This window comes from Streptomyces sp. NPDC058284, assembly GCF_042881135.1.
Lineage (GTDB): Bacteria > Actinomycetota > Actinomycetes > Streptomycetales > Streptomycetaceae > Streptomyces.
The window spans coordinates 90527-110889 of record NZ_JBHVYE010000019.1 but is presented as its reverse complement, the minus strand read 5'-3'; the positions used below and the strand labels follow the sequence as shown (position 1 = coordinate 110889).

Annotated in this window: 13 protein-coding genes and 1 pseudogene; 9 read left to right on the top strand and 5 right to left on the bottom strand. The window is 72.1% G+C overall.

Features of this window, described 5'->3' with window-relative positions; genetic code table 11:
- Positions 1–845: 845 nt before the first annotated feature.
- The gene (locus tag ACFVYR_RS25335; protein ID WP_384258321.1) at positions 846–968 is read right to left on the bottom strand and encodes a hypothetical protein; all 123 of its coding nucleotides are present in this window, start codon (positions 966–968) and stop codon (positions 846–848) included.
- Between the two features lie 251 nt (positions 969–1219).
- Here ACFVYR_RS25335 and ACFVYR_RS25330 point away from each other — a divergent pair.
- From ACFVYR_RS25330 to ACFVYR_RS25320, 3 genes and pseudogenes are all read left to right on the top strand, one after another.
- Positions 1220–1924 (top strand): annotated as a pseudogene (locus tag ACFVYR_RS25330) (response regulator transcription factor); the annotation flags it as partial.
- Between the two features lie 160 nt (positions 1925–2084).
- The gene (locus tag ACFVYR_RS25325) at positions 2085–4280 is read left to right on the top strand and encodes a sensor histidine kinase (RefSeq protein WP_384258319.1); all 2196 of its coding nucleotides are present in this window, start codon (positions 2085–2087) and stop codon (positions 4278–4280) included.
- Positions 4281–4839: 559 nt separating this feature from the next.
- Positions 4840–8115 (top strand): BTAD domain-containing putative transcriptional regulator, encoded by a 3276-nt coding sequence (locus ACFVYR_RS25320; RefSeq protein ID WP_384258316.1) that lies wholly within the window; start codon positions 4840–4842, stop codon positions 8113–8115.
- 91 nt (positions 8116–8206) lie between these two features.
- On the opposite strand, the gene ACFVYR_RS25315 is transcribed toward ACFVYR_RS25320, so the two are convergent.
- Entirely contained in the window at positions 8207–9904 is a 1698-nt protein-coding gene (locus ACFVYR_RS25315) for a bifunctional 3'-5' exonuclease/DNA polymerase (RefSeq protein ID WP_384258314.1), read from the bottom strand.
- 398 nt (positions 9905–10302) lie between these two features.
- Between ACFVYR_RS25315 and ACFVYR_RS25310 the strand changes: the two genes are divergently transcribed.
- Positions 10303–11145 carry a nitrilase-related carbon-nitrogen hydrolase gene (locus ACFVYR_RS25310; protein WP_384258311.1) on the top strand — a complete coding sequence of 281 codons (843 nt, stop codon included), beginning with the start codon at positions 10303–10305 and terminating at the stop codon, positions 11143–11145.
- Between the two features lie 8 nt (positions 11146–11153).
- On the opposite strand, the gene ACFVYR_RS25305 is transcribed toward ACFVYR_RS25310, so the two are convergent.
- Entirely contained in the window at positions 11154–11819 is a 666-nt protein-coding gene (locus ACFVYR_RS25305; protein ID WP_384258309.1) for a hypothetical protein, read from the bottom strand.
- A gap of 175 nt (positions 11820–11994) precedes the next feature.
- Here ACFVYR_RS25305 and ACFVYR_RS25300 point away from each other — a divergent pair, with 175 nt between their 5' ends.
- Together ACFVYR_RS25300 and ACFVYR_RS25295 are read left to right on the top strand one after the other, a co-directional pair.
- Positions 11995–13164, top strand: coding sequence for a DUF2786 domain-containing protein (locus ACFVYR_RS25300; RefSeq protein WP_384258307.1), 1170 nt, complete (start codon positions 11995–11997; stop codon positions 13162–13164).
- A gap of 327 nt (positions 13165–13491) precedes the next feature.
- The gene (locus ACFVYR_RS25295; protein WP_384258304.1) at positions 13492–15855 is read left to right on the top strand and encodes an FUSC family protein; all 2364 of its coding nucleotides are present in this window, start codon (positions 13492–13494) and stop codon (positions 15853–15855) included.
- 127 nt (positions 15856–15982) lie between these two features.
- On the opposite strand, the gene ACFVYR_RS25290 is transcribed toward ACFVYR_RS25295, so the two are convergent.
- Positions 15983–16504 (bottom strand): hypothetical protein, encoded by a 522-nt coding sequence (locus ACFVYR_RS25290; RefSeq protein ID WP_384258302.1) that lies wholly within the window; start codon positions 16502–16504, stop codon positions 15983–15985.
- A gap of 377 nt (positions 16505–16881) precedes the next feature.
- On the opposite strand from ACFVYR_RS25290, the gene ACFVYR_RS25285 reads away from it, so the two are divergent.
- Positions 16882–17121 carry a DUF397 domain-containing protein gene (locus ACFVYR_RS25285; RefSeq protein ID WP_198503329.1) on the top strand — a complete coding sequence of 80 codons (240 nt, stop codon included), beginning with the start codon at positions 16882–16884 and terminating at the stop codon, positions 17119–17121.
- A 30-nt stretch (positions 17122–17151) separates the two neighbouring features.
- Here the strand turns inward: ACFVYR_RS25285 and ACFVYR_RS25280 are convergent, their stop codons facing one another.
- Positions 17152–17643: an ATP-binding protein gene (locus ACFVYR_RS25280; RefSeq protein ID WP_384258299.1), complete on the bottom strand. Its 492-nt coding sequence runs from the start codon at positions 17641–17643 to the stop codon at positions 17152–17154.
- A gap of 302 nt (positions 17644–17945) precedes the next feature.
- Here ACFVYR_RS25280 and ACFVYR_RS25275 point away from each other — a divergent pair, with 302 nt between their 5' ends.
- Together ACFVYR_RS25275 and ACFVYR_RS25270 are read left to right on the top strand one after the other, a co-directional pair.
- Positions 17946–18809 carry a helix-turn-helix domain-containing protein gene (locus ACFVYR_RS25275; protein WP_384258296.1) on the top strand — a complete coding sequence of 288 codons (864 nt, stop codon included), beginning with the start codon at positions 17946–17948 and terminating at the stop codon, positions 18807–18809.
- A gap of 80 nt (positions 18810–18889) precedes the next feature.
- Positions 18890–20347 carry an aldehyde dehydrogenase family protein gene (locus ACFVYR_RS25270; RefSeq protein WP_384258294.1) on the top strand — a complete coding sequence of 486 codons (1458 nt, stop codon included), beginning with the start codon at positions 18890–18892 and terminating at the stop codon, positions 20345–20347.
- Positions 20348–20363 lie beyond the last annotated feature (16 nt).

Here is a 20363-nt window from a genome sequence, read left to right as displayed (position 1 = left end):
AGGGGAGTGACGTCTGCGATTTGCTCCAACCGATTCAGGAGCTCCGATGACAGGGCCCCACGGGCTTCGTCGGCTGTGTCGAGAGAGCGCCTGAGCGCCGCGGAGCCCGTGTCATCCAACAGCTCTCCCTTGATTACGGCTTCTCTCGTAAGCTCCGTCGCCCTCTTCAGCGCGGTCAGGACACGACGATGATCAGCGTTGCCGCTTGGCTGAACGCCCTGTACCGCATCCGGATGCGGGTACCCGTAGCTTGCGGGTGCTTGCCCATACCCGTACAGCGATGGAAAGGCCACTGTGGCTGGGTAGCCATAGGCTGACTGCTGGAGCCATAGGCCGTCGTGCAGTGCCTGATCGAATGCAGCTTGCGCTTCAGCCCGCGCAACCAGAACCTGTTCGTCGAACCTTTCGATTTCTACTGTTCGTCCTAGCCCAAGGTCTTGGATGGTCCTGGCCAACAGATCACTCCAGTCACGCGTAGAAGTGCGTATTCGAATGATCCGTTTTGTTGCGGACTCACGCTTCACCCCTTGCGCTTCATCGCGCGCCTGCTCGCGGAGAGCGGCAGCCTGCGCTTCGGCTGCGGCTCGCTCCTCGGCGGCTGCGGCTCGCTCCTCGGCGGCTGCCAGCCGCGCCTCGGCTAGCGAGCGCCGCTGCATTTGAAGGGGCCCCCAGTAGGCAGCAGCGCTTGTGGCCAGTGCTCCCCCGAGCGCGCCCAACAACCCGTAGAGAGTTTCGGACATAACCGCATTGTGTCCCTACGCTGCCACGCAGGGTAAGGGTGACGGGCGCAAAACCAGTCAGCAGGGCGACCTTCGCCTGATACGGCACTGGTTGAGCGTGTGAACTCAGAGTGATGACGGGGCCGGGGGCGGCTTGGGGAGCCGGACGTCCTTGCCCGGACGGGCCATCGACAGGTAGGTGAGGCTCCGTTCGCCGTCGCGGTAGCCGCCGAGGCGGGCATCAAGCACTCCATAAATTCCGAACTCTACGAGGACCACGGCCCTCACCTGAGGGAAACCGAAGGGGAGGCCAAGGCACAGGGCCAGAACGAAGTACACGACCAGTCGCGCCGGTAGGAGACGGCGCCGTCGCTGGGGTCAGCACACCTAGGCGGGGGTGCCGGACAGGGTCCCAGGTACTTATGAGGATCCTGTCAGGCCTGCGTGCGAATCCCATTTGCCTCTCCTGCAACACGCGATGCATGCCTATCCTCAACGCCATGTGCGCTTTTGTCCTGGTCGCGGAGGACGACGAAAAACAGGCCGAGCTGGTCCGCCGCTATCTGGAGCGCGAGGGCCACGCCGTCGCCGTCGTCCACGACGGGTCAGCCGCCCTCGCCGCGATGCGGCACCGGTCGCCGGACCTGCTGATCCTCGACGTGATGATGCCCGGCACCGACGGCCTGGAGGTCACCAGGCTCCTGCGGGGCGGTGCTGGTCCCGCCGGGCTGACCCGCCTGCCGATCCTGATGCTGACCGCCCGTTCCACGGAGGACGACCTGCTCGCGGGCCTCGATCTGGGCGCCGACGACTACCTCACCAAGCCGTACAGCCCTCGCGAGCTGATGGCCCGGGTGCGGACGTTGCTGCGGCGTGCGAGCGGCATCCACCCGCCGCTGTCCGGCACCGACCGGCGGATCCTGCGCGTCGCCGGTCTCGTCGTAGATCCGCTGCGGCACGAGGTGACGGTCGACGGGCGCTACGTCGACTGCACGCCCGGCGAGTTCGACCTGCTGAGCGCGCTCGCGGAGGAGCCGGACCGGGTCTTCACGCGGCCCCAGCTCCTCGACCGGATCCACGGCTCGTCCGGCTACATATCCGTGCGTACGGTCGACGTGCACATCCTCAACCTGCGCAAGAAGATCGAGACCGACCCGCGCCGCCCCGACCGGCTCGTGACGGTTTTCGGGGTGGGGTACAAGTTGGTCGGTAGCGGTAGCGGTAGCGGTAGCGGTAGCGGTAGCGGTAGCGGTAGCGGTAGCGGTAGCGGTAGCGGTAGCGGCAGTGCCAGCAGTACCGGCACCGGTACCGGCACTGGTGAACCCGTCGTGAGCGGTGCGGTCGCCAATGGGGCGGCGGCACGACGTGGCGCGTGACATTCCGCTCCGCAAGAGCCTCCTCGCACGCCTCCTCGCCGTATCCGTCCTCGTCTCCGTCGGCTCGATCGCCGCCACCGCCTGGCTCGCGGCGCAGACGACGTCCGGTGCGCTGCGGCAGGAGCAGGGCCAGGTCCTCGCCGACGACGCCCGCATCTACGACAAGCTCCTCGGCGTCGGCGCGAGCGCCCCGGAGTGGCGGGGAGCCGAAGAGGCCGTACGCGAACTGTCCCGGAGTACCGGTCGCCGGGTCGCCCTCACCACGCAGGACCGCAAGGTCATCGCGGACTCGGCAGCCCCGAGAGGGCAAGGCGCTTCGGCGGACGGCCACGGCGAGGGCGGTTCGAAGAAGGACTCGGGGAACGCCCCCAAGACGGACCCCAAGACGGACCCCAAGACGGACCCCAAGACGGACCCCAAGACAGACCCGGACAAGGGCTCAAAGGGCAGCCCTGAGGGGAGCTCGAAGAAGGGCCCGCACGAGGACGACTCCAGGCGTACCTCCCTCCCCCCGACCGCCTCCGCCGTCCTCGACCCGCTCGCCGTCGATTCCATGCTCTCCCCGGAACGTACGGGCGACGACACGAGCACCACCGACTCCACCCAGTCCGCCGACTCCACCGGCCGGGACACGGTCGCCCCGAACGGCACCGCCAAGGGCCACGCGGCCGACCGCATCGACCCGCGCGCGGTCGGCCCCTACCGCCTCACCAAGGCGGAACGCGTCCGGCTCAAAGAAGCCGCCGACAAGAGCGCGGCCTGCGTGACCGACATGGGCGGGAGCGCGCAGGTCGTCGTCGGCCCGGGTGGGCGCCCGACCATCCAGATCGCACACGACCCGGACGACTCCCTGCGGGCCCGCTGCCGTATGCCCCCGCTCGAAATGCCGACCGCGACCGAGCAGAAGGCCCTCAAGAAGCTCAACTCCCTCACCGACGCCTGTATGAAGCGGCACGGTCTCGACCCGGTCCCCGTCAGCCTCGACCTGACCGGGCGGTACGGCCCGAAGCCGGTCGGCGCCGCCGTCCCGACGTACCCGACCATCGAGCCCGACCCGGCGTCCGGGGCGGTCCCCGTGGATCCCGGCCCCGCCGGTGCGGCCGACTTCGAAGCAGTCCCGCCCACCTCCGACGCCGCGGCCACGGCCGCCGCCACCGCCTCCTGCGTCGACACCGCGCGCCGCGAACAGCTCGGCCCCTACGTCTCCTCACCCGCGCTGCTCTTCATCACCAGCTCCGACGGCACGCGGAGCACGCCCGGCTTCAGCCTCTCCCGGGGCAACACCGCGCGTCTTGCCGGGCTCGCCGCGGCCGTCCTCGCCGTCACCGTCGCGGTCACCGCGCTCGCCGCGACCCGGCTCACCCGGCCGTTGCGCGCGCTCACCGCCGCGACCCGGCGCATGAAGGCGGACGAGACGAGCGAACCGGTTTCCGAGCGGGCCACCCGCTCGGCGGGCGAGATCAGCCAACTCGCCGCCGCCTTCAACGACATGGCCGCCCACCGCAAGGCCCTGGAGGAACAGCGCAAGGCGATGGTCAGCGACGTGGCGCACGAGTTGCGCACTCCGCTGTCCAACATCCGGGGCTGGCTGGAGGCAGCGGAGGACGGCGTCGTCGACACCAACCCCGAACTGGTCACCTCGCTCCTCGAAGAGGCACTGCTGCTCCAGCACATCGTCGACGACCTGCAGGACCTGGCGGCCGCCGACGCCGGCACGCTCCGGCTGCACCGCGAACCGGTGCGCGCCGCCGAGATCGCCGAGCAGGTGGCGGCCGCGCACCAGGCGCGCGCGGAGACGGCCGGGGTGCGCCTCAGGGCCACCGCGTTCGGTGACCCGTGGGTGCGGGCCGACCCGCTGCGGCTGCGCCAGGCGATCGGCAACCTCGTCTCCAACGCCGTCCGCCACACCCCCGAGGGCGGCAACGTCCGCATCAGCTGCCGCACCACGGACGACGCCGTACTCATCGAGGTCGCCGACACCGGTACGGGTATCGCGCGCGCCGACCTGCCGCACGTCTTCGACCGCTTCTGGCGCGCGGACAAGTCGCGGACCCGCGCGACGGGCGGCAGCGGGCTCGGCCTCTCGATCGTCCGGAAGTTGGTGGAGGCGCACGACGGCACGGTGACGGCGGAGAGCGTGCCGGGGAAGGGGTCGCTGTTCACCGTGCGGTTGCCGGTGGCGTGACGGGGGTGGTGTGACGGGGGTGATGAGTGGGCCCGGGGTGGTTTCGGGAGTGGTGCCGGGAGTGGTGCCGGGAGGCTTCGACGACGTGATCTCACCCTGGTGAGGGTGACTCCGGCTTCGTGGAGATGTGGCGAGGGGACTGCGGAGGCGTGGCGGCGTCGGCGTAGAGACGGCGTGGAGGAATCCGGCCGGGGTGCGGTGCCCGGCGGGGCCCGAATCCGCTATGGGCCGCGGGCGGCGCGGACGGCGGCAGTGCGAAAGCCCCGGTCGTTCACCTCCGCCGACCGGGGCTCTCTCTGCATCCGGACCCGGCCGCGGCGGCGACACTCCCCCGAGCTACGCGCTGTGCGCGAGTACCGGCGGGCCAGGTCCGATGTAGAGATCAGATCAGGGGTCGCCAACAGATCGCTAACATGTGGCCAACGGTCCTCCGGCCCGGTGCGATTGGCCGGAACTCACCGGTGAGGGGCAGCGGGGCGACACGGCGATACGACACAGCGACACGAGACAGCGGTACGACACAGCGACACGAGACAGCGGGACGGCACGGGGGACAGGCGTGAGTGAGCGACGCGGGCTGCGCTTCGGCCTGCTCGGTGCTCCCGCGGTGTACGACGCCGGGGGCGAGCCGCAGCCTGTGCGCAGCGCCAAGGGGCGCGCCCTGTTGGCCGCGCTTCTCCTGGAACCCGACAGGGCCGTCTCCCTCGGTGCCCTCAAGGACGCGCTGTGGGACGGCTTCCCGCCCCCTTCCGCACACGCCTCCCTCCAGAACCATGTGACGCGATTGCGCCGCCTCCTCGACGATCCGGGGCGGCTGCGTGCGGTGCCGCCGGGGTACCGGTTGCGGGTGGACGACGGTGAGTTGGACGTCCGCGTCTTCGAACGCCTGGTGGCGGGCGCGCGGGCCGCGCACGCCGAGCGGGACTGGGCGCGGGCCGCGGCCGACGCGACGGAGGCGCTCGCGCTGTGGCGCGGCACGCCGTTGAGCGGCCTGCCGGACCCGCTGGCCGGCCATCCCCTCGTATCGCGCCTGGAAGAGGCACGCCTCTCTGCCCTCCAGTGGCGGTACGACGCCGAACTGGAACTCGGCACGGGGCTCGCCGCGCTCGCGCCCGAGCTCACCGCTCTCGTCGCGGAGCATCCCCTCCGTGAGGCCTTCCACCGTCAGCTGATGCTCGTACTCCACCGCACGGGTCGGCAGGCGGAGGCCCTCGCCGTCCACCGTGAACTGCGGCGCGGGCTCGTGGAGGAGCTCGGCGTGGAGCCGGGGGAGGGGGTTCAAAGGGCGCATCAGGAGGTGTTGCGGGGGGATGGGCAGGGGCGGGAGTGGGAGCGGGGGGAGGGGCAAGGGGCGGGTTCGGGTAGTCCGGATCCCGGAGATTCGGCTGGCCCCGAGGGAGGAGCGGTCGCCGGGGGCGTGACGGAAGCGGGTGGTGCCGGTCGTGGCGGTTCCGGTGAGGGCGCCGACCCTGTTGACGGCGCCGATCCCGGTGAGGGCGCCGATCCTGTTGTCGGCACCGGCCCTGTTGTCGGCACCCACCCTGCCGACGGCACCGATCCTGCCGGCGGCACCCACCCTGCTGACGACGTCGGTCGAGTCGGTCGTGTCGGGCGCACCGGTTCCGGCGCCCGCACCGAAGAGGTCCGCCCCGCCCAACTCCCGCCCGCCCCCGCCCACTTCACCGGCCGCGACGACACAGTCCGAGCCCTCCGACTCGCACTCGCCGAAGTCACTCAACCTGCCGAAGGCCTCCGTCCTGCCGACGGCCTCCCCCCTGCCCACGGCTCCCGCCCCGCCGACAGCCCCCGCCTCGCCGTCGTCTCCGGTATGGCCGGGGTCGGCAAGAGCGCCCTCGCCGTACACGTGGCGCACGCGCTGCGGGAGGAGTTTCCGGACGGGCAGCTCTACGTCAATCTGCGCGGCGCGACCCCGGGCATGGCCCCCCTCACCCCCGGGCAGGCCCTCGCCGCGCTCCTGCGCGACCTCGGTGCCGAGCCGCCCCACACGCCGGAACGCCCCGAGAACTTCGACGTGGCGAGCGCGTTGCTCCGCTCGCTGCTCGCGCCCACTCGCACGCTCATGGTCCTGGACGACGCCGCGACCGCCGCGCAGGTGCGGCCGCTGCTGCCCGCGGGGCCCGGCTGCGCGGTCGTCGTCACCAGCCGTTCGCCGCTGACCGCCCTCGACGGCGCCGCCCGTTTCCCGCTCGATCCGCTCTCCGACGGGGACAGCGCCGCACTCCTGCGCGCCGTGTCCGGCCGCGCCGGGCTCGACGCCGGGCATCCCCTCGTCGAACTCGCGGGCCGCCTTCCGCTCGCCCTGCGCATCGTCGCGGCCCGGCTCGCCGCCCGCCGCGCGCTGACCCCGGACGCCCTCGCCGAGCTCCTCACCGTCAGTGGCGGGCGGCTGCACCACCTGGAGTACGACGACCTCAGCGTGCGCCGTTCGCTCGCCGTCGCCCTGGACGCCCTGCGCACCTCCGACCGCGAGGCCGACCGCGACGCCGCTCTCGCCCTCGGCCGGATCGGCGCGCTGGACCTGCCGGAGTACGGAGTGCCGCTCATCGCCCGCCTGTTGGGCACCGACGAGCTGCGGGCGGGCGCGGCGCTCGACCGGCTCGTCGACGTCGCCCTCCTCGACGAGAGGTGCTTCGGCCGCTACACCCCGCACGATCTCGTACGCGACTTCGCGAGGGAGACGGCCTGTTCCGACCCGACGGACTGCGCCGACGCCGTGGAAGAGGCCTTCCGCTGGTACACCGAGTCCGCCCGCCGCACCCTCCTCGCGATCCTGCCGCAGGGGCTGGACCGGAGCGACCGCCTGCGCGGCGTGGGACCCGGTGACCCCACGGGACCCGACTTCCCGTCCGCCGAGGCCGCCTTCGCCTGGGGCGACACCGAGCTCGCCAACATCATCGCCCTGACCGAGCGGCACCGGGACCCCGCCGGCCTGCTCCCCGTCCTGGTCCGCTGCTTCTTCCCGTACCTGCAACGCCGCGGCCGCCTCCCCGAACTGGGCACGCTCAGCGCACTCGCCCTGTCCGCCGCCCGCCGCCAGGGCGACCTGGGCGCCGAGGCCCAGGCCCTCACCGACCTCGCGGGGCTGCACTTCATGTCCGGGCGCGCCGGGGAGGCCCTGGCGCTCAACGACGAGGCCCTCGCCATCTGGAGGGCGCTCGGCATCGTGTCCTGTGTGCGTCGCGGCCTCAACAACCGCGGCCTGCTCCTCGAAGGCCTCGGACGCCACGCCGAGTCCGCCGACGCCCTCCACCAGAGCCTCGACCTCGCCAAGGAACTCGCCGACCCGCTCAGCGAGGCGATCACCTACAGCCACCTCGGCAACCTCTACGAGCACACGGACGCCCGCGCCGCCATCGCCCACCACGAACGCAGCCTCGCCATCGGCGAGAGCATCGGGCACGCCGTCGTACGCCAGTCCGCCCACTGCAACATCGGCTACGCCCACCTCACCCTCGGCGAACCCTCCGACGCCCTCGCGCACTTCGAGGAGAGCCTGCGCCTGCACGGCGAGTACCAGGACTGGCACGGGGCGTCCCAGGCGCGCCTCGGGCTGGTCCGCGCCCTGCGCGAGCTCTTCCGCCTGGGGGACGCGACGCGCGAGTGCGTCGCCCTCCTCGACCACGCCGAACGGCGAGGCGACGCGCACATGACGGGGCTCGCCCGTCATCAGCGCGGCCTCCTGCTCCGGGCGGCGGGGCGCGCCGACGAGGCGTACGAGCAGTGGACGGCCGCGCTCAGTGCGCTGGACGGCACGGACAGCAGAGTGGTCGGGGAGCTCCGGGCGCTGATCGCGGAGCTGGATGCCACGGCTTAGCGGTACGGCTTAGCGGTACGGCTCAGCGATATGGCTCAGCGATATGGGTCAGCGATGCGGCTTGGCCTTGTGTGTCGTGGGCTTACGACGCTCACTTCGCGTCGGCGTAGCACTCCACGACCGCCGTCGTGAACGGGAAGCGGACCGGTGTCTCCCCGAAGGCGATCCGGCCCGCGAGCTCGCCCGCCTCCCGTACGGCGAGCGCCACCGTCTCCGCCTCCTCGGCGGGACAGTGCACGATGACCTCGTCGTGCTGGAAGAAGACGAGCTCGGCCCGCAGTCCGTCCTCCGCGATCGACCGGCGCAGCGCGGCCAGCATCAGCAGCGCCCAGTCGGCCGCGCTGCCCTGCACCACGAAGTTGCGCGTGAAACGGCCTCGCGCGCGGGCGTCGGTGGAGGCGTAACCCGGGGTGAACTCGGCGCCCACCGGGGTCAGTTCGGCCTCTTGGGGGATGCCCGCCTCGTCGTCGTCCCCGGCGCCCGCCGCCGGTGGGCTGGTCCGGCCCAGCCAGGTCCGTACGAGCCGGCCCTCCTCGCCGGCCTTCGCCGCGTCGTCGACGTAGGCGACGGCCAGCGGGAAGCGGCGGCGCAGCGCGGCCAGGTTCTTCAGGCCGTCGCCCGACGTCTGCCCGTACACGGCGCCGAGCAGCGCGATCTTCGCGTGCTCGCGGTCACCGGAGAACGCGCGGTCGGACAGCCGGGTGTAGAGGTCCTCCTCGCTCCCCGCCACCTCCATCAGGCCCCGGTCGCGCGAGATCGCGGCGAGGACTCTCGGCTCCATCTGGTCGGCGTCGGCGACGACGAGCCGCCAGCCCGGGTCGGCGACGACGGCCCTGCGGATCACCTTCGGGATCTGGAGCGCCCCGCCGCCGTTGGTCGTCCAGCGGCCGCTGGACGAGCCGCCCGGTGTGTACTCGGGGCGGAAACGGCCGTCGTGCACCCAGTCCTGGAGCCAGCTCCAGCCGTGTGCCGTCCAGATCCGGTACAGCTTCTTGTACTCGATGAGGGGCTTCACCGCGGGGTGGTCGATCCCCTCGATCTCCCAGCGCCGCGTCGACCTCACCCTGATGCCGGCCTGCGCGAACGCCTTGACGACGTCCGCGGCCAGATCCGGGCGGACCCGGCGCCCGAACGCGGCGGACACCTCGTCGGCCAGCTCCGCGAGGCGACGGGGCTCGCCGCCGCCCGCGTACCGCTCGCCGAGGAGTTCGTGCAGGAGTTCGCGGTGGACGTCGGCGCGCCAGGGCAGGCCCGCGGCGTTCATCTCGGCGGCCACCAGCATGCCCGCGGACTCGGACGCGGTGAGCAGGCGCATGCGGCCGGGGCGGTCGGTGGCGTCGTGTCTTCGCTGCTGCTCCGTGTGGACCTCGGCGAGATCCGCGAGGGATACGTCGACGCCGCCGGGCCGGGGCTCGAACAGGGAGTCCTGCGTACCGGGCTCGGCGGCGCGGGGCCTGGGGTCGGGGGGTACGGGGGCGTTGCGGAGGCGGGCGAGCGCGGCGGCGGCGGAGCGGGGCTCGCCGAGGCGGCCCTCGTGGCCGAGGAGGAGCAGTTCGGCGGCCTCGATGTCGTAGCAGCGCTCCACGCGGACGCCTGCGGCGAGCAGGCGCGGGTAGAGGCCGGCGGTGTTCCGCCAGATCCAGCGGGTCACGCCTTGCCGCTTCCGGACGGCTTCGACCAGGTCGGGCTCGTGGACGGGGGCGGCGGTGGGGCGGCCGTCGGCGCCCACGGGGACGAGGTCCGCACCGCGCCCCTCACCTGCGGCGATGAGCCACCGTTCGCTGTCCATACGGGGAGTCTCGCACTCGGCACTGACATTTCCTGGCGGGGCGCCTTGGGCGGGGTTCGCCTGTTGTTCGTCTGTGGGGCGGGGCCGCGGGGGTATGTGCGTACTCGCTATCCCTGCGTCACGCTGCACGGACAATGGGGCTATAGCGTGCTCGGTGCTCCGTTCGCACATACCCCCACGTCCCCTCGGGAGCGCGTGCGACTGCGGCCCGGTGGGGGTGTCCCTAGTCCCGCCGTGCGTTGCGGGGCAAACAGGTGGGTGGGTGGGATGCATCCGTCGCGAAGCGGCGGGCCTGTCCGCACCCGCGGACGGAAGACGGGGGGCACCGCCCACCCATCCATCCGCCGGTCGGCCGCCCCCGGCGTGCGGCTCCCGGCGAGAGCCGACAGGCTCGGCCCATGCGAGTGGCGCTGGCGCAGACCGACTGCGCCCTGGGCGAGGTCGGGCAGAACCTGGAGACCGCACGGGACCAGGTCGCCCAGGCGGCGACCCAGGGCGCCGACCTCGTCGTGTTCCCGGAGCTGAGCCTGCACGGGTACCACCTGGGCGGTCTGCGGGAGGACACCTCGGTCACCACCGACGACCCGCGCCTGCTCGCCCTGGCCGAGCCCGGAGGACCGGACGTCCTGGTCGGCCTTCACGAGCACACCAGTCTGCGCGCGTACAACACGGCGGCGTACTTCACGGGCGGCCGCCTGCTGCACGCGCACCGGAAGCTGTACCTGCCCAACTACCTGGCATGGGAGGAGCGCAAGCACGTCAGCCCCGGCCAGCACCTGCGCGCGTACGACCTGCCCGGTGGGCACGGCCGTGCCGCCACCCTCGTCTGCAACGACGCGTGGCAGCCCGTGTTGCCCTGGCTCGCCGTGCAGGACGGGGCCGAGGTCATCCTCGTACCGACCAACAGCGCGGCGAGCCTGGACCCCGAGGCCATGGACACCGGCCTGTACTGGGACACGCTGCTCTCGTACACCGCCCGCATGCTGCAGTGCTGGGTCGTCTTCGTGAACCGGGTCGGCAATGAGAACGGCGCGTCGTTCTGGGGCGGTTCACGCGTCGTCGACCCGCGCGGCACGGTCGTCGCGCAGGCGCCGAAGTGGGAGCCGGGCCTGGTGACGGTCGACATCGACGTGCACGAGGCGCGCCGGCAGCGCCGCGCCGTCCCGCTGGTCGCCGAGGCCCGCCTCGGCCTGGTCGACCGTGAGGTGCGGCGCCTCATCGACGAGGGCGGCGACAGCTGAGAGGGCGGCTACGCGCACCAGCCTCCCCCCTGGGGCCTCACCCCCCGCCCCTCCGGCGTCGCCCCCGCCATCCGCAGCAGCCCGAACTCCCGCCGCTGCAGCGCCACGACGAAGCCGAACGTCGACGCGGTGACGAACACCGACACGAAGGCGGCCACCCCGCCCGCCGTGCCGAGGAAGGCGTGGACGGCCGCGAGCGCCTCGGCGTCCCGTGCGGTGCCGGGATCGGCGCGGCGGCGGTCGTCGCCGGTGAGGACGAGGGCCCGTTCGCCGACGACCTCGCGCACGGCCCGCGCGGGGGCGTCGACCCCAACGGCATCGACCCCGACGGCATCGACCCCAACGGCGCCCCGCTCGTCACCGTCGGTCCGTACGGTTCCGAGCCGCCGGAGCTCGCGCAGAAGTTCGATATCCACAGGCTGTGGATGAAGGAGCGGCTTCGACACGTACGCGGTGCCGGGCCCTCTTTCGACCGGCAACGTCAGCCGGTCCTGGCCCATGACCACGACGGGCGATCCGGCGAACCGCACGGGCACCCGGTCCGGCGCCGTGCGGCTCGCGTCGAGCCCGAGCTCCATGGTGGTGGTGAGCCCGACGCCGAGGGCGACGGCCAGGAAGGCGCCGAGAAGGCTGCTCCACCGGCGGCGAAGGGAGGCGATGAGAACACGTTTCACCGTCCCGCCGCCTCCCGCTGCGGGCGACGGACACGGTCACCGCGTACGACGCTTTCGCTCATGCCCCGAGCCAACCGCCGGGCGCCGCGCGGAACGCGACCACTGGAGGGCGTACGAGGGTATGGCCTGCCCCACCCCTCCGGGGCCACCGCCCGTACCCCCCTACCCTTGTCCCATGGATTCGGTGATCGACAGGGCGTTCGCGGCGGCGCTGTACAGCGACGGCGACGACGGCCTGGACACCGGCGCGTCCCTGCTCGCCGCGGCCCCCGAGGCGGACGCCGAACTGCGCCGCCGCGGCGAGGAGTACCTGGGCCGCGCCTGGCGGCACGGGTGGCAGCCCGCCGATGTGATGCGCCTGGTCCGACGTGATCTGGACGACCCGCACGTGCGCCTGGCCGCAGGCTTGATCCGCGCCGAGACCGGCCGCTACGCCCATCTGCCGCCCCGCTGGGCGGCCCAGCTGACGGATGTCGACCCCGCCGTGGACGCCGCCCGGGACCGGGGCCGGGACCGCTTCGCCCGGGCCACCACCCACCTCCAGCTCTACCGTCTCCTCCTGCGCCTTCCCCCGATCGAACCGGCGGGTCCGCTCCCGGGCGAGACCGTCCCCGGCCCGGTCGAGGGCGAGCCGCGCCATCTCACCCGTATCCGCGCGCTCCTCGCCAAGGCGGAGGCGACCGGCTACCCCGAGGAGGCCGAGGCGCTCACCGCCAAGGCCCAGGAGCTGATGGCCAGGCACTCCCTCGACGAGGCGCTGCTCGCCGCCCGCACGCACGCGAAGGACACCCCGGCGGCCTGCCGCATCGGCGTGGACGCCCCCTACGAGACGGCGAAGGCGATCCTCCTCGACGCCGTCGCCGCCGCGAACCACTGCCGCGCGGTGTGGAACGAGGCGTTCGGCTTCTCGACCGTCGTCGGTTACGCGTCCGACCTGGAGTCGGTCGAACTGCTCCACACCTCCCTCCTGGTGCAGGGCACGGCCGCGATGACGAGGGCGGAGGCCGGGCAGCGCGCTGCGGGCCGCAAGCGGACGAAGACCTTCCGACAGTCCTTCCTGATGGCGTACGCGCACCGCGTCGGCGGACGCCTGGCCGCGGCGGGCGAGCACGCCGTGGCGGAGGCGGAGCAGGAGGCGCCGGGCACGACCGCCCTGCTCCCCGTCCTTGCCGCACGCGACGTCGCCGTCGACGACCACACCGAGCGGATGTTCCCCGAGACGACCACGACCCGGGTCAGGGGCGTGACGGACGGCGAGGGCTGGGCGCACGGCACGGCAGCGGCGGACCGGGCCGAGGTGGGGCACGGGGGACGAGGCCGGGGCCGCGGGCCTGCGCTGCCTTGAGGGTGGGCGGGCCGAAGGTGCGTCGGACGACGGCCTGGGCGGCTCGCCCTCGGCGCCACGAGGAACGCGGTCCGGCTCCAGTGCCAGTTCCAGTGCCAGTTCCAGTTCCAGTTCCAGTTCCAGTTTCTGAGGGTCCCTGGTCCGGTACGCCCCTGACCCCTGACGAGCGGGGTTCGCCGCGACCCTCGGGATCGGGTGGCGGCGGGTCTCTGCCCCCGCCGTGCGTGCGTCCCGGCTCCGCCCGACAGTGGCGCTGAGCGCGATGTGACGGCCCCGTCGGCCTCCCCCCGCCCCTGCTCCGCCCGATATGCCCCGTATCATCACAGAGTGACCTGGCTCCGCGCGCTGAAAGAGACAGCTCGCTCGGGTCTGACCGTCGAGCGCAAACGTCTGGAACCTCTGGTCGCCCTGCGCGGCGCCGCCGGTCTGGCCGTCGTCATCGGCGTCAGCCTCACGCTCTTCGGCCCCGCGGTGGCCGCCAGCTCCGCCTTCGGCGCGTTCCAGGCGGCCATCGCCACGTTCCAGCGCAGCTGGCGCCCCCGCCCCGAGCTCGCCCTGGCCTCCGGCACCAGCCTCGCCGTCTCGACCTTCCTCGGCTACCTCACCGGCTCCCACCTGCTCCTCTTCCTCGCGCTCCTCTGCCTCTGGACGTTCCTGGCGGGGCTGAGCTGGGCGGTGGGCCCGACGGTCGGCATCATCGCGTCGTCCAACGTCGCGATCATGCTGGTGACGGTCACGATTCCGAGCTCGGTCGCCGCGGCCGCGGGCCACGCGGCGATGATGGTCGTCGGCGGCTGCGTGCAGGCGGCGCTGGTGATCCTCTTTCCGGTACGCCGATGGGGCGCCCACCGGGACGCGCTGGCCGACGCGTTGGCGGCCGAGGCGGACTACGCCCGAAGGCTCCGCCACGATCCGGTGGCCCCCTTCGACCCCGAGCCCCTGATGGCGGCGCGCGACGCGGCGAGGATCACGCCCCGTCAGGCGCGCTCCCGCCCCGCGGAACTGCACGGCGCGCGCGGCCTCGCCGAACGCATCCGCCCGGTCCTCGCCTCCCTGGCCGACCCGGCCGTCGGCGTTCCGCCGGAGGGCGAGGAGAGGGACCGGGTACGCGAACTCCTCGGCGCGGCGGGCGCGGTCCTGGACGCCGCGGCCCGCGCGATCCGCCACGGCGACGAGGTCAGGATCCCTCCGGCGGCCGTGGCCGCGCTCCGCACACCCGACACGGGGGCGATCCTCACGGGTCCGGCGTACCGGGCGGCGACGCGGCTCGGGGCGCTCCTGAGGGACGTACTGGAAACGGCGGGCAATACGCATACGCAGAACGCCCCCGCGCATGACGCGGCGACATCCCCGGAACGTGGACCGGACGGCTCACCGGAACGTGGACCGGACGGCTCACCGGAGCGCGGACCGGACGGCTCACCGGAACGCGAACCGGAAGCCTCCACCGCACCGTCCCGGCCCACCCCCGAGCCCGAGCCCGAAGCCACACCCGGGCCCGAGCCCGCACCCCGGCCCGCACCGCGTACGCAGTCCGACACCCAGCCCGTCCCCCTCCTCCGGCCCACCCTCTTCGCCCTGCTCCCGGCCGCCCTGCGCACCATCCGCGCCGAGTTCCGGCACGACTCCCCGGTGACCCGGCACGCGATCCGGGTCACCGCCGTGGCCGCCGCGGGGTATCTGCTCGGCACCTGGATCCCGTTCGGGCACGGGTACTGGGCCCCCATGGCGTCGGTCATGGTGATGCGGCCGGACTTCTCGCAGACGTACTCCCGGGCCGTGGCCCGCTTCGGCGGCACGCTCGTCGGGGTCGCGCTGGCCACCGGCCTGGTCCAGCTGGCCCACCCCGGTACGGGCCTGTCCGCCGCGCTCGCCGTGCTCTGCGCCGGGATGATGTACCTGCTGATGCGCACCGGCCAGGTGGCCGCGCAGGCCTGTGTGGCCGCGTACGTCGTGTTCCTGCTCGGGATGGGCGGCCAGCAGTGGACGCAGACCGTGCCCGAGCGGGTGATCCTCACCCTGCTCGGCGGCGTCCTCGCGATGATCGCGTACGCGGTCTACCCCGCCTGGGAGACCCCGCGCCTGCGCACCCGCCTCGCCGACTGGCTGATCGCCGACGGCCGATACGCCGCCGCGGTCGTCGACCACTACGCCCACCCGGCGGGCAAGGCCTGCCCCGACGTACGGGAGGCCCTGCTCGCCGCCCGCGATGCCCGGATCGCCTGGCAGGAGGCGGGGAACCGCGCCAAGAACGAGCCGGTGCGCCACCGCGGCCTGTCCCGCGCGACCGCCGCCGACGCGGAGGAGGCGCTCGCCCAGCTCGGCCGCGTGGCGATGCTGATGGAGGCGCACCTGCCGGAGCGCGGTGACACCCCCGTACCCGCCGCCGCCCGCCTGGCCGAAGCGCTGCGCAAGGCGACGGAGCAGGGCGCGAAGGCGGTGCGCGAACGCCGCGTACCCAGGTGGGACGCGGTCCGCACGGCGCTGGCGGAGTGGGACGGCGAGGGAGTCCCCGACCGCGTCGTCCGCAGGGGAGCGGGACTTCTCCTTGAGACCCTCGACGAGCTGTCCGACGCCCTGGACACGGCGGCCCCGCCGATGCTGGTGGACGGCTCGGCCACGAAGCGGCCGACGGCCCCGGGCGCGGACGCCGAAGGGTCGCGGAGGCCGGAAGGTCCGGCGCCCCGCTGAGCGGCGCGGGGTCAGAGCCTGTCTTTGAACCCCCGCCTGCGCCCCGACGCCCGGCACGCACGCTCGGCGCACCGAACACCGCTGCGCCCGCGCTTCGCGCGGACGACGGGGGTTCAAAGACAGGCTCTCAGGACTGCGGCATGCCCGCCGTCGGAAGCCCCCCGGGCAGCTTGCCGCCCTTCGTCTTCAGGAACTCGTCCGTGCCCGCCCCCTCCCAGGCGACCTTCATCGACTTGCCGTCGACGGACTCGACCCGCCCCTTCGTACGGCCCGTGTCCCCCTTCGGGCATGTCAGCTCGATCACCCGCGCGCCCGTTCCGCCGCCCACCGACCCGCTGCACAGCACGTTCTCGCCGAGCAGCGTCGCCGTCCCGCCGGCGAAGGCGAGGGCGAGCGGCTTCCCGTCGGCCGTGGCGATCCACGTGCCTTCCAGGCTGCCGCCCTTGCTGCCGGAGCCATCGGACCCGCCGGTCTCGCCGGACCCGCCGGTCGAGTCTCCGCTCTCGGAACCGGAGCCCTCGGAGGGGCTGGACGCGGCCGAACCGCCGTCCTTCCCGCCGCCGTCACCGCCATCCCCGCCCCCGTCCCCGTCACTGCTGCAACCGGTCAGGACGAGCGCGGCGGCCAGACCGGCCACGGCGGCACCCATACGGACACTACGGACGTACCTACGCACTTCAAGTCCCCCTTGTGAAGACGGCGTTGCCGGGGGCGGGTCGGTCCCCGGCCAAATCGCGCGCCAAGCTACCAGGCGGACCTGCGAGAACCGCGAGGACTTGCGCGGCCTTGTGCGGACTTGTGCTCGGACCCGCGCTGTCCGTACGCGGAACTTCAGAGGTGGGCATCCGCGTTTGCATGGCAGACGGAAGGGGTGCGGGTGCAGTACTGAGATGCCTGTAACCAAGGGAACACCGCGCGTGCACGTGCATTTGCCCATGCATCGGCATGTGAACACAGCTATGATCCGGGACAGTTGACCACTGCATCTAGAGCCACTCATGGCACTGCACGACCGGGGAGCGACCTGTGCACCACGCGTTTAACGGCATGGCGGCCACGGAGCTTCACGGTGTGGTCTGGCAGAAGAGCAGGCACAGCAATTCGCAGGGTTCCTGCGTGGAGTTCGCGAAACTGCCGGGCGGCGATGTCGCCGTGCGCAACTCGCGGTTCCCGGACGGCCCGGCGCTCGTCTATACGCGAGCGGAGATCGAGGCGATGCTGCTCGGCATGAAGGACGGGGAGTTCGACCACTTGGTCGGCGGCTAGCCGAGCCCGGTCAGGCCGGGCCGAGCACCCTCAACCCAGCCGGAACAGCGCCCAGACCACCTTGCCGCGCAGTGCGCCGGCGAGCGGGTGCCAGCCCCAGCTGTCGCTGAAGGAGTCGACGAGGAACAGGCCGCGGCCCGACTCCGCGGAGAAGTCGTCGTCGTCGGCGTCGCGCGTGACCGGACTGTCGTCGCTGGGATCGCGTACCGCGCACACCAGCCGGGACGCCCAGCGCATCAGATGCAGCCGCACCGGCGGCTCCTGAGGGTCGCGCGGCGTGTCCGAGGGCAGCGCGTGGCGCAGCGCGTTGGTGACGAGTTCGGAGACGACCAGCGCTATGTCGTCGAACCGCTCCTCGAGGTCCCAGGTGCCGAGCGTCTTGCGGGTGAACTGCCGTGCGCTGCCCACCGCTTCGTAACGGGCGGGGAGTGCGACGGACGCCGCGTCGGAGACGGCCGATGGGTCGATCGGAGGTAGCCCCTGCCTCAACGGCTCGAGCATGGTCGATCCATTCGTCCCCATGCGAGGCACTCCCCGGTTTCGCGGTCATAGCGATGGAGCAATGGCGCGGTCGGTCGCCGATGGTGCGGTCGGTACAGCGGTGGCGCGCGGACCATGGTTCCGAATGCGTACAGCAGATGCAAGGGCAGATGCACGTGCACGCGCCGGACTTGGTCGATACCGTGCTGGTTCTTGCCCATTTCTTCCTCCGAATTCTTGTGGAGGCCTTTCGTAGGCTTTCCGTTTCTGTAACCGGACGTGTACGGCCCGAAGCGTTTAATGGCAGACTGCTGGCTTCCAGTCGATGGGGAGGATTGAGCGAAGTGACCGCAGGGGAGTCGAGCGGCTCAGTGGTACGGCGCATCCTGCTGGGCTCACAGCTGAGGCGGCTCAGGGAGTCGCGCGGCATCACCCGAGAAGCAGCCGGATACTCGATCCGCGCCTCCGAGTCGAAGATCAGCCGCATGGAGTTGGGACGGGTGAGCTTCAAGTCCAGGGACGTAGAGGACCTTCTGACGCTCTACGGCGTCACGGACGAGGCCGAGCGCGGCGCGCTCCTTTCGCTCGCCAAGGAGGCCAACCTCACGGGCTGGTGGCACAGTTACTCGGACGTCCTGCCCGGCTGGTTCCAGACGTACATCGGCCTGGAGGGCGCCGCCTCGCTCATCCGCGTCTACGAAGTCCAGTTCGTCAACGGCCTGTTGCAGACCGAGGCGTACGCGCACGCGGTCGTCGCACGCGGCATGAAGGGCGCGAGCCGGGGCGAGATCGACCGGCGCGTGGCGCTGCGCCTGGAGCGGCAGAAGCTTCTCGCCTCCGAGCACGCCCCCCGCTTCCACTGCGTCCTCGACGAGGCGGCGCTCCGACGCCCCTACGGCGACCGGGAGGTGATGCGCGGTCAGATACAGCACCTCATCGAGATCTCCGAGCGCCCGAACGTCACGCTCCAGGTGATGCCCTTCAGCTTCGGCGGGCACGCGGGCGAGAGCGGCGCCTTCACCATGCTGAGCTTCCCCGAGTCCGACCTCTCCGACGTCGTGTACGTGGAGCAGCTCACCGGCGCCCTCTACCTCGACAAGGCGGAGGAAGTCGCCCAGTACGAACGGGTGGTGGCGCAACTGCAGAAGGACAGCCCCGATCCGGTCGGCAGCCGGGATCTCTTGCGTGGTCTACTCCAACTCACCTGAAACGTAAGTACTATGACGCCAGATCAGGTGTCTGCTTCCGTTTGCGTCCGTCTGCTGCCGCGGCAAGGGGTGTCCCTCTCATGTCCTTCTTCACCGACCTGGCTCATCAGTACATCGACGGGGAGTGGAAGGCCGGGTCGGGGTCCTGGGACATCATCGACTTCAATCCGTACAACGGGGAGAAGCTGGCGTCCATCACGGTGGCCACCGCCGACGAGGTCGACCAGGCCTACCGCGCGGCGGAGCGCGCGCAGCGGGAATGGGCCGCGACCAATCCGTACACGCGGCGGGCCGTGTTCGAGCGCGCGCTGCGGATCGTCGAGGACCGCGAGGAAGAGATCACCGAGGCGATCATCGCCGAGCTGGGCGGCACCCGGCTCAAGGCGGCCTTCGAGATCCACCTCACCAAGGAGTTCCTGCGCGAGTCGGTGCACTTCGCGCTGCGCCCCGAGGGCCGGGTCCTGCCCTCGCCCGAGGACGGCAAGGAGAACCGCCTCTACCGCGAGCCGGTCGGCGTCGTGGGCGTCATCAGCCCCTTCAACTTCCCGCTGTTCCTGTCGCTCAAGACCGTCGCCCCCGCTCTCGCCCTCGGCAACGCGGTGGTGCTCAAGCCGCACCAGAACGCCCCGGTGATCGGCGGCAGCCTGCTCGCGAAGATCTTCGAGGACGCGGGCCTGCCCGCCGGCCTGCTCAACGTCGTGATCACGGACATAGCCGAGATAGGCGACGCCCTCATCGAGCACCCCGTGCCGAGCGTCATCTCCTTCACCGGCTCGGACCGCGTCGGCCGCCACGTGGCCACCGTCTGTGCCTCGCACTTCAAGCGCTCGGTCCTGGAGATGGGCGGCAACAGCGCGCTGATCGTCCTGGACGACGCCGACATCGACTACGCCGTGGACGCGGCGGTCTTCAGCCGCTTCGTGCACCAGGGCCAGGTCTGCATGGCCGCCAACCGCATCCTCGTGGACCGCTCCGTTGAGGCGGAGTTCACCGGGAAGTTCGTCGAGAAGGTCGCGAGCCTGAAGGTCGGCGACCCGGCGGACCCCGCGACGCACATCGGTCCGCTCATCAACTCCTCGCAGGCGGACGCCGTTTCGGCCGTCGTCGACCAGGCCGTCGCGGCGGGCGCGAAGGCCCTTCTGCACGGGCGCACGGACGGCAATCTGGTCGCCCCCTCCATCCTCACGGACCTGCCGGACGACTCGCCGGTCCGGCACCAGGAGATCTTCGGCCCGGTCGCCCTGCTCATGCCCTTCGACGGCGAGGACGAGGCGGTACGCATCGCCAACGACACCCCGTACGGCCTGAGCGGCGCGGTGCACACCGCCGACACCGAGCGCGGCGTACGCGTCGCCCGGCGGATCAGGACCGGCATGGTTCACGTGAACGACGGCACCGTGCACGACGAGGCGATCGTGCCGTTCGGCGGCGAGAAGAACTCCGGCGTCGGACGGCTGAACGGCGAGGCGACGGTGGACGCCTTCACCACTCAGAAGTGGATCTCGGTGCAGCACGGCAGGTCGCGCTTCCCGTTCTGAGCACTCATCTGAGCAC

Excerpts from the sequence above, each read along its gene's own strand:
- ACFVYR_RS25280 (WP_384258299.1), bottom strand. The coding sequence starts at position 17,643 with ATGGGGACGAATGGATCGACCATGCTCGAGCCGTTGAGGCAGGGGCTA.
- ACFVYR_RS25315 (WP_384258314.1), bottom strand. The coding sequence starts at position 9,904 with ATGGACAGCGAACGGTGGCTCATCGCCGCAGGTGAGGGGCGCGGTGCG.
- ACFVYR_RS25310 (WP_384258311.1), top strand. The coding sequence starts at position 10,303 with ATGCGAGTGGCGCTGGCGCAGACCGACTGCGCCCTGGGCGAGGTCGGG.
- ACFVYR_RS25270 (WP_384258294.1), top strand. The coding sequence starts at position 18,890 with ATGTCCTTCTTCACCGACCTGGCTCATCAGTACATCGACGGGGAGTGG.
- ACFVYR_RS25290 (WP_384258302.1), bottom strand. The coding sequence starts at position 16,504 with ATGGGTGCCGCCGTGGCCGGTCTGGCCGCCGCGCTCGTCCTGACCGGT.
- ACFVYR_RS25300 (WP_384258307.1), top strand. The coding sequence starts at position 11,995 with ATGGATTCGGTGATCGACAGGGCGTTCGCGGCGGCGCTGTACAGCGAC.